The organism is Yoonia sp., from assembly GCF_036770585.1.
Lineage (GTDB): Bacteria > Pseudomonadota > Alphaproteobacteria > Rhodobacterales > Rhodobacteraceae > Yoonia.
On the sequence record NZ_DAIPIW010000088.1, the window covers coordinates 1 to 9,376 of the forward strand.

Genomic DNA, 9,376 nt, shown 5'->3' on the forward strand with positions numbered 1-9,376 from the left:
AAGCGTCTGATCGAACTGCGCGCGCCTGACATCATCGTCCGCAACGAAAAGCGGATGTTGCAGGAATCCGTGGATGCGCTGTTCGACAACGGCCGCCGTGGCCGTGTCATCACCGGTGCCAACAAGCGTCCGCTGAAATCGCTGTCCGACATGCTGAAAGGCAAGCAGGGCCGCTTCCGTCAGAACCTTCTGGGCAAGCGCGTCGACTTCTCGGGCCGTTCGGTCATCGTGACCGGTCCGGAACTCAAGCTGCACCAGTGCGGTCTGCCGAAGAAGATGGCGCTCGAACTTTTCAAGCCGTTCATCTACTCGCGCCTTGAAGCCAAGGGGCTGTCGTCGACCGTCAAGCAGGCCAAGAAACTGGTCGAGAAGGAACGTCCAGAGGTCTGGGACATTCTGGACGAGGTCATTCGCGAACACCCCGTCATGCTGAACCGTGCGCCGACGCTGCACCGTCTGGGCATCCAGGCGTTCGAACCCGTGCTGATCGAAGGCAAGGCGATCCAGCTTCACCCGCTGGTCTGTTCGGCCTTCAACGCCGACTTCGACGGTGACCAGATGGCTGTTCACGTGCCCCTCAGCCTTGAGGCGCAGCTGGAAGCCCGCGTTCTGATGATGTCCACGAACAACGTGCTGTCGCCTGCCAACGGCGCGCCGATCATCGTGCCGTCGCAGGACATGATCCTTGGTCTCTATTATACGACCATCATGCGCGAAGGCATGAAGGGCGAAGGCATGTCCTTTGCCAATATCGAAGAGGTCGAGCATGCCTTGACTGCGGGCGAGGTGCATTTGCACGCCAAGATCAACGCGCGCATCACCCAGATCGACGACGAAGGCAACGAGGTCGTCAAGCGGTTCGAGACCACACCGGGCCGTCTGCGTCTGGGCGCGCTTCTGCCGCTGAACGCCAAGGCGCCATTCGATCTGGTGAACCGCCTTCTGCGCAAGAAAGAAGTGCAGCAGGTCATCGACACCGTTTACCGCTACTGCGGCCAGAAAGAGTCCGTCATCTTCTGTGACCAGATCATGACAATGGGCTTCCGCGAGGCGTTCAAGGCGGGGATTTCCTTCGGCAAGGACGACATGGTCGTGCCGGACACCAAGTGGGAACTGGTCGCCGAGACCCGTGAACAGGTCAAGGATTTCGAACAGCAGTATATGGACGGCCTGATCACCCAGGGTGAAAAGTACAACAAGGTCGTCGATGCCTGGTCGAAAGCCAACGACAAGGTGACGGATGCGATGATGGCCACGATCTCGACCGCCGGCAAGGACGCCAGCGGGGCCGAGGCCGAGCCGAACTCGGTCTACATGATGGCGCATTCCGGCGCCCGTGGCTCGGTCACGCAGATGAAGCAGCTGGGCGGGATGCGCGGCCTGATGGCCAAGCCGAACGGCGAGATCATCGAGACGCCGATCATCTCGAACTTCAAGGAAGGCCTGACCGTTCTTGAATACTTCAACTCGACCCACGGCGCCCGCAAGGGTCTGTCGGATACCGCGCTGAAGACGGCGAACTCGGGCTACCTGACACGCCGTCTGGTGGACGTCGCGCAGGACTGCATCGTGCGCCAGCTTGATTGCGGCACCGACCGTGCGATCACCGCCGAAGCCGCCGTCAACGACGGCGAGGTCGTGGCCTCGCTGGCCGAACGCGTGCTGGGCCGTGTCTCGGCGGATGACGTGCTCAAGCCGGGCACCGACGAGGTGCTGGTCGAAGCGGGCGAGCTGATCGACGAACGCAAGGCGGATCTGATCGATCAGGCCAACATCGGCAAGATGCGCATCCGCAGCCCGCTGACCTGCGAGGCCGAGGACGGCGTTTGCGCGATGTGCTATGGTCGTGACCTTGCGCGCGGCACCCGCGTCAACATCGGCGAGGCTGTCGGCATCATCGCCGCACAGTCGATCGGCGAACCCGGCACACAGCTGACGATGCGGACCTTCCACATCGGCGGTGTTGCCCAAGGTGGCCAGCAGTCCTTCCAAGAGGCCTCGCAGCCCGGCAAGATCGCGTACAAGAACGCGCAATTGCTGGAAAACGCGGCCGGTGAAATGGTCGTCATGGGCCGCAACATGGTTCTGGCGATTCTCGACGAGGAAGGCGGCGAGCGGGCGACCCACAAGGTCGGCTATGGCTCGAAGGTCTTTGTCAAAGAGGGCGCAAACGTCCTGCGCGGCGACAAACTGTTCGAATGGGACCCCTATACCCTGCCGATCATCGCCGAGAAGTCGGGGACGGCCAAATGGGTCGATCTGGTCAACGGTATCGCCGTGCGCGAGGAAACCGACGATGCGACGGGCATGACCCAGCGCATCGTGGCCGACTGGCGTGCCGCACCCAAGGGCAACGAACTGGCACCGAAGATCATCGTGGTCGGCGAGAACGGCGAACCTGCGGTCAAGGATGACGGCAACCCCGTCGCCTATCCGATGTCGGTGGACGCGATCCTGTCGGTCGAAGACGGCCAAGAGATCAAGGCCGGTGACGTCATCGCCCGTATCCCGCGCGAAGGTGCCAAGACCAAGGACATCACCGGTGGTCTGCCGCGTGTGGCCGAACTCTTCGAGGCCCGCCGGCCCAAGGATCACGCGATCATCGCCGAAATCGATGGCTACGTGCGCTTTGGCAAGGACTACAAGAACAAGCGCCGCATCGCGATCGAAAGCGCCGATGACGCGGATATCCGCGTCGAATACATGGTGCCCAAGGGCAAGCACATTCCCGTTGCGGAAGGTGACTTTGTCCAGAAGGGTGACTTCATCATGGACGGCAACCCGGCCCCGCACGACATTCTTGCGGTTCTGGGGGTCGAGGCGCTTGCCGATTACATGATCGACGAAGTGCAGGACGTCTACCGCCTGCAGGGCGTCAAGATCAACGACAAGCACATCGAGGTCATCGTGCGTCAGATGCTTCAGAAATGGGAGATCCACGACAGCGGTGACACGGTTCTGCTGAAGGGTGAAACCGTCGACAAGGCCGAATTCGACGAAGCCAACGAAAAGGCGCTGGCGCGCGGCGACCGTCCGGCAACGGGCGAGCCGATCCTTCTGGGGATCACCAAGGCCTCGCTCCAGACCCGGTCGTTCATCTCGGCCGCATCGTTCCAGGAAACCACGCGCGTGCTGACCGAGGCTTCGGTGCAGGGCAAGCGTGACAAGCTGATCGGTCTGAAAGAGAACGTGATCGTCGGTCGCCTGATCCCCGCCGGGACCGGTGGCGCGACGCAGCGCGTGCGCCGGATCGCCGCCGACCGCGACAACGTCGTGATCGAGGCCCGCCGCGAAGAGGCCGAAGCCGCCGCAGCGCTCGCCGCGCCGATGGAGATGGCAGGCGACGTGAGCGACGATCAGGTCTTCGGCACCGCACCGGCGGGTGACGACGAATAAACCGGACGGTTTGCAGGATTGAAGGCGGCCCTTGCGAAAGCAGGGGCCGTTTTCGTTTGCGCAAGGGACGTGATTTGGATCAAGGCCCGACGACCCGCGACAGGGTAACCTGGGGCCACCAAAAAGGAGGCTTTCCATGTATTCCAACATCCTCGTCCCCGTTTCATTCGAAGAAGGCCGCGATTCCAAGGGTGCCCTTGCCGTGGCCCAGGCCCTGCGCACCGAAGGCGGCAAGATCACCTGTCTGCATGTGATGGAAATCCTGCCGCAATACGCGACCCAGTATCTGCCCGCCGGCCATCTGGAGGGCGCCAAGGCCGATATCCGCGAAAGCCTCGAGCAGATGGTGGCGGGGATCGACAATGCGAAATCGCTGGTCATCGACGGCTATGCCTCGCACACGATCCTCGATCACGCCAAGCACAACGCCATCGACCTGATCATCATCGCCAGCCACCGACCGGGGATGCAGGACTATCTCTTGGGGTCCACAGCCGCCAAGGTCGTCCGGCACGCCCATTGCGCGGTGCATGTGTTGCGCTGATTGCGACCGCGACGGCGTATTCTGACTAGAGAGACCCGTAGCGCCCTGATAAGCGGCGCTTATGAATACCCTGTCCGACAATATCCGCGGTGCGTTGATCATGGTTGCGGCCATGTGCGCCTATACCTTCAACGACGCCTTCATGAAGGCCCTGTCGGACGAGATCCCGCTGTTTCAGGCGATCTTCTTTCGGGGGCTGGCGGCGGTGGTGTTTCTGGCCGCCCTTTGCCGGATGATGGGCCATCTGCGCTTTCGGCTGCCGGCGCGGGACTGGGGCCTTTTGGTGATGCGCACGATGGGCGAGGTGGGGGGCACGTTCTTTTTCCTCACCGCCCTCTTTCACATGCCCATCGCCAATGTCAGCGCGATTCTGCAGGCGCTGCCGCTGTCTGTCAGCCTTGCTGCGGCGGTCTTTCTGCGTGAACCGCTTGGCTGGCGGCGGATGACGGCGATTGCGATCGGTTTCGTCGGTGTCCTGCTGATCATCCAGCCGGGCGGGGCGGACTTCAGCAGTTACAGCCTCTATGCCGTGGCCTCGGTGGCTTGCGTAACGCTGCGGGATGTGGCGGTGCGTCGGCTGTCCTACACCGTGCCATCGACCTTTGTGGCCTTCGTCGCGGCGGTCGGCGTGACCCTGATGGGGGCGATCGGGTCGCTCTTCATCGATTGGGTCAGCTTCACACCGCGAACGGTCCTGCAACTGACGGGGGCCACGTCCTTTCTGATCATCGGCTACATCTGCTCGGTCGTGGCTATGCGCGTGGGCGAGATCGCCTTTGTCGCGCCCTTCCGCTACAGCAGCTTGCTGGTGGCGCTTGTGCTGGGGGTGGCGATCTTCGACGAATGGCCGAATGCGCTGGCGCTGACCGGCGCGGCGCTGGTCGTCGCGACAGGGCTTTTCACCCTCTACCGCGAGACCAGACTGAAGCGCATCCCCCGGATGATCCCCGACCGCATCCGCTAGCGGGTGCCGAAGAAGACCCCGTTGATGCCGATATCGAGATCACCGGTGCCGGTGCCGATGGCCGATCCGAAGACAGCATCGCCGCGCCCGCGGTCGTCGAAGACGTCACCGTCGAGCGTCAGCAGCACATCGGTGTCCCGCAGGAAGCCTTCATCGACCGCCGTCAGCTTGCCCGCGGCGAAGGCGTCGATCCGCCCGCTGCTTTCGACACCGTCGATGCCGAGGCTGCCGTCAAGCCGCTGGTTGGGCCGCCCGTTGGGGTCGATCAGGTTGATGTTGGTCACCGACCCGCCGACATCGTTGCGGGCGAAATCCACATCCATGCGCATGTCGCCAAGGATGCTGCCCGAAAGATCGCCCGAGACATCGGCCCCAAGCTGGCCGCGATAGGTGGTGCTGCCGGTGGGCAGATCGGCGGTCGCCGTGAAGGGCAGGCCGCTGATATAGCGCGCCTCGGCATAGGCGCGGTTCACGTCCGCGGCCGAAATACTCGGAGGATTCGGGCTGGCACAGGCGGCGACAGCGGCAAGAAGGGTCAGGCTTGGAAGGGCACGTTTCATGGCAAGGCTCCTGTCAGGATGAAGGTTGCTGCCAGAAACGGCCAACCGCCCTTGATAGGCAATAAATGCTGGCTGCTATGCGATAACCGTCGTCCTGATCGCACCCTCCGAGCGCGATTTCGGCGTGCAGGCTGAGCCGCCTTCGGCTGCTGTTGACAGCACCCCCGCAACCCCCTATACGCCCGCCATCCGGGTAGAGGATCACCCTCGTCGTCCCGATATCAGACCTGTAGTGGCCAAGAACCGGACAATTTTGTCGTCCTGTTCCTCTGGAACTCGCCGCACCGAACCTCCGGTAAGGGTTCGACTGCGGATTTTTTGTGCTTTCATCGACGAAGGCGCGTTGTCAGAAACCCTCGCGTTTGCCGGACGCAATATGTGAATAGATGGGAACATCAAACGATGCCAACGATTCAGCAGCTGATCCGCAAGCCGCGCCAGCCGAAAGTCACCCGCTCCAAGTCGCAGCACATGGAAGGCTGCCCCCAGAAACGCGGCGTCTGCACGCGCGTTTACACGACCACGCCGAAAAAGCCGAACTCGGCGATGCGGAAAGTTGCGAAGGTCCGCCTGACCAACGGTTTCGAAGTCATCTCGTATATTCCCGGTGAAAGCCACAACCTGCAGGAACACTCGGTTGTTCTGATCCGGGGCGGCCGTGTGAAAGACCTTCCCGGTGTCCGTTACCACATCCTGCGCGGTGTTCTGGATACCCAGGGTGTCAAAGACCGTAAGCAGCGTCGTTCGAAGTACGGCGCAAAGCGTCCGAAGTGACGCGATAGCGTCATCCCGGACTTGATCCGGGATCTCATGTTGAAACGCGGCCCCGGATCAGGTCCGGGGCGATTGAACCTAAAAGAGAGAAGCGCATGTCACGTCGTCACGCCGCTGAAAAACGCCAAGTCCTGCCAGACGCAAAGTTTGGCGATATCGTTCTGACCAAATTCATGAACAACCTCATGGTCGACGGAAAGAAATCCGTCGCCGAACGTATCGTCTACAACGCCTTCGACCGCGTTGAGGCGAAACTGAAGAAATCCCCTGTGGAAGTGTTCCACGAAGGTCTCGACAACATCAAACCCGCCGTCGAGGTCCGCTCGCGCCGGGTTGGTGGTGCGACCTATCAGGTCCCCGTCGAGGTCCGCCCCGAGCGCCGCGAGGCACTGGCCATCCGCTGGCTGATCGCCGCTGCGAAGAAGCGCAACGAGAACACCATGGAAGAACGTCTCGCCGGCGAGATGATCGACGCGGTCAACGGCCGCGGCACCGCCGTGAAGAAACGTGAAGACACCCACAAGATGGCCGACGCCAACAAAGCGTTCAGCCACTACCGCTGGTAAGAGGAACCGATATCAATGGCACGCGACTATCCACTGCAGCGCTACCGCAACTTCGGGATCATGGCGCATATCGACGCCGGCAAGACCACCTGCACCGAGCGGATCCTGTATTACACCGGCAAATCCCACAACATCGGCGAAGTGCACGACGGTGCCGCCACGATGGACTGGATGGAACAGGAACAGGAACGTGGCATCACGATCACGTCCGCTGCGACCACCACGTTCTGGCAACGTCAGGAAGACCCGACCGCCGATGGCACATCCGACACGAAGTTCCGGATGAACATCATCGACACCCCCGGCCACGTCGACTTCACCATCGAGGTGGAACGCTCGCTGGCCGTGCTTGACGGCGCGATCTGCCTGCTGGACGCCAACGCCGGTGTCGAGCCGCAGACCGAAACCGTCTGGCGTCAGGCCGACCGCTACAAGGTGCCGCGCATCGTCTTTGTCAACAAGATGGACAAGATCGGCGCCGACTTCTTCAACTGCGTGCGCATGATCGCGGACCGGACCGGTGCCGTGCCTGCCCCCGTGCAGCTGCCGATCGGTGCCGAAACTGCGCTGGAAGGCGTCATCGACCTGATCTCGATGGAAGAATGGGTCTATCAGGGCGAGGATCTGGGCGCATCCTGGGTGCGTCAGCCAATCCGCGACAGTCTGAAGGCCGAGGCCGAGGAATGGCGCGGCAAGCTGATCGAGATGGCCGTGGACATGGACGACGACGCGATGATGGCCTACCTCGAAGGGGAAGAGCCTGACGTCGAGACTCTGCGCAAGCTGATCCGCAAGGGCACGCTGGCGATGAAGTTCGTGCCGGTGCTGGCCGGTTCGGCGTTCAAGAACAAGGGTGTACAGCCGCTGCTGAACGCCGTGATCGACTATCTGCCCAGCCCGCTGGACGTTGTCGATTACATGGGCTTCAAGCCAGGTGACGAAACCGAAACCCGCAACATCGCCCGCCGCGCGGACGACAACATGGCGTTCTCGGGTCTGGCCTTCAAGATCATGAACGACCCCTTCGTCGGCTCGCTGACCTTCACGCGGATCTATTCGGGTCAGTTGCGCAAGGGCGACAGCATGCTCAACTCCACCAAAGGCGGGAAAGAGCGTGTGGGCCGGATGATGATGATGCACGCCATCAACCGCGAGGAAATCGACGAAGCCTTCGCGGGCGACATCATCGCGCTGGGCGGTCTCAAGAACACCACGACCGGTGACACGCTGTGTTCGGAAAAGGATCCGGTGGTTCTGGAAACCATGACCTTCCCCGAGCCGGTGATCGAGATCGCTGTGGAACCCAAGACCAAGGCAGACCAGGAAAAGATGGGCCTCGCCCTTGCACGTCTGGCCGCCGAAGATCCGTCCTTCCGCGTCGAGACCGATTTCGAATCCGGACAGACCATCATGAAGGGCATGGGCGAATTGCACCTCGACATCCTCGTCGACCGCATGAAGCGCGAGTTCAAGGTTGAAGCCAACATCGGTGCGCCGCAGGTGGCCTACCGCGAAACCATCGGTCACGCTGTCGAACACACCTATACCCATAAGAAGCAGTCGGGTGGGTCCGGTCAGTATGCTGAAGTCAAGCTGAACATCGTCCCGACCGAGCCTGGCGAAGGCTATTCGTTCGAATCGCTGATCGTCGGCGGTGCGGTGCCGAAGGAATATGTCCCCGGCGTCGAAAAAGGCATCAAGTCCGTCATGGACAGCGGCCCGCTGGCTGGCTTCCCCGTGATCGACTTCAAGGTGCAACTGCTGGACGGCAAGTTCCACGACGTCGACTCGTCCGTTCTGGCCTTCGAGATCGCCGCGCGGATGTGTATGCGGGAAGGCATGCGCAAGGCCGGTGCGAAACTGCTTGAACCCATCATGCGGGTCGAGGTGGTGACGCCCGAGGAATATACCGGTGGCATCATCGGTGACCTGACCTCGCGTCGGGGCATGGTGCAGGGGCAGGATACCCGCGGCAACGCCATCGCGATCGACGCCATGGTGCCGCTGGCGAATATGTTCGGCTACATCAACACCCTGCGCTCGATGTCGTCGGGCCGTGCGCAGTTTACGATGCAGTTCGATCATTACGATCCGGTGCCAAGCAACATCTCGGAAGAGATCCAGAAGAAATACGCGTAACCCCGAAAGGTTACGCGCCCCGGACGCGGTCCGGGGCCTCGCATCAACACAAATTCTAGGAGGCCATCCATGGCTAAGGCAAAGTTTGAACGTAACAAACCGCACGTGAACATCGGCACGATTGGTCACGTGGACCACGGCAAGACGACGCTGACGGCGGCGATCACGAAGTATTTCGGCGAATTCCGCGCCTATGACCAGATCGACGGCGCGCCCGAAGAAAAGGCACGTGGTATCACGATCTCGACCGCGCATGTCGAATACGAATCCGAAGCACGCCACTACGCCCACGTCGACTGCCCCGGCCACGCCGACTATGTGAAGAACATGATCACCGGTGCCGCGCAGATGGACGGCGCGATCCTGGTGGTGAACGCGGCCGACGGCCCGATGCCGCAGACGCGCGAGCACATCCTGCTGGCGCGCCAGGTCG

At 61.8% G+C, this 9,376-nt stretch carries 8 protein-coding genes; 7 read left to right on the forward strand and 1 reads right to left on the reverse strand.

Features of this window, described 5'->3' with window-relative positions:
* The 3 genes from rpoC to V7N12_RS12485 form a co-directional block, all read left to right on the forward strand.
* Positions 1-3,396 (forward strand): DNA-directed RNA polymerase subunit beta' (gene rpoC, locus V7N12_RS12475; protein ID WP_333714931.1); only part of this gene is annotated, 3,396 nt, incomplete at its 5' end.
* 136 nt (positions 3,397-3,532) lie between these two features.
* The gene (locus V7N12_RS12480; protein ID WP_333714932.1) at positions 3,533-3,940 is read left to right on the forward strand and encodes a universal stress protein; all 408 of its coding nucleotides are present in this window, start codon (positions 3,533-3,535) and stop codon (positions 3,938-3,940) included.
* A 61-nt stretch (positions 3,941-4,001) separates the two neighbouring features.
* Positions 4,002-4,904 carry a DMT family transporter gene (locus tag V7N12_RS12485; RefSeq protein ID WP_333714933.1) on the forward strand — a complete coding sequence of 301 codons (903 nt, stop codon included), beginning with the start codon at positions 4,002-4,004 and terminating at the stop codon, positions 4,902-4,904.
* On the opposite strand, the gene V7N12_RS12490 is transcribed toward V7N12_RS12485, so the two are convergent.
* The gene (locus V7N12_RS12490; RefSeq protein WP_333714934.1) at positions 4,901-5,464 is read right to left on the reverse strand and encodes a hypothetical protein; all 564 of its coding nucleotides are present in this window, start codon (positions 5,462-5,464) and stop codon (positions 4,901-4,903) included. The genes V7N12_RS12485 and V7N12_RS12490 overlap by 4 nt on opposite strands.
* Before the next feature lie 402 nt (positions 5,465-5,866).
* Between V7N12_RS12490 and rpsL the strand changes: the two genes are divergently transcribed.
* The 4 genes from rpsL to V7N12_RS12510 all read left to right on the forward strand — a co-directional run.
* Positions 5,867-6,238: a 30S ribosomal protein S12 gene (rpsL, locus tag V7N12_RS12495; RefSeq protein WP_055294782.1), complete on the forward strand. Its 372-nt coding sequence runs from the start codon at positions 5,867-5,869 to the stop codon at positions 6,236-6,238.
* A gap of 95 nt (positions 6,239-6,333) precedes the next feature.
* Positions 6,334-6,804 (forward strand): 30S ribosomal protein S7, encoded by a 471-nt coding sequence (gene rpsG / locus V7N12_RS12500; RefSeq protein ID WP_333714935.1) that lies wholly within the window; start codon positions 6,334-6,336, stop codon positions 6,802-6,804.
* Positions 6,805-6,819: 15 nt separating this feature from the next.
* Entirely contained in the window at positions 6,820-8,943 is a 2,124-nt protein-coding gene (gene fusA / locus V7N12_RS12505) for an elongation factor G (RefSeq protein ID WP_333714936.1), read from the forward strand.
* 69 nt (positions 8,944-9,012) lie between these two features.
* On the forward strand, positions 9,013-9,376 hold a 364-nt coding region (locus V7N12_RS12510; RefSeq protein WP_333714937.1), incomplete at its 3' end, for a GTP-binding protein.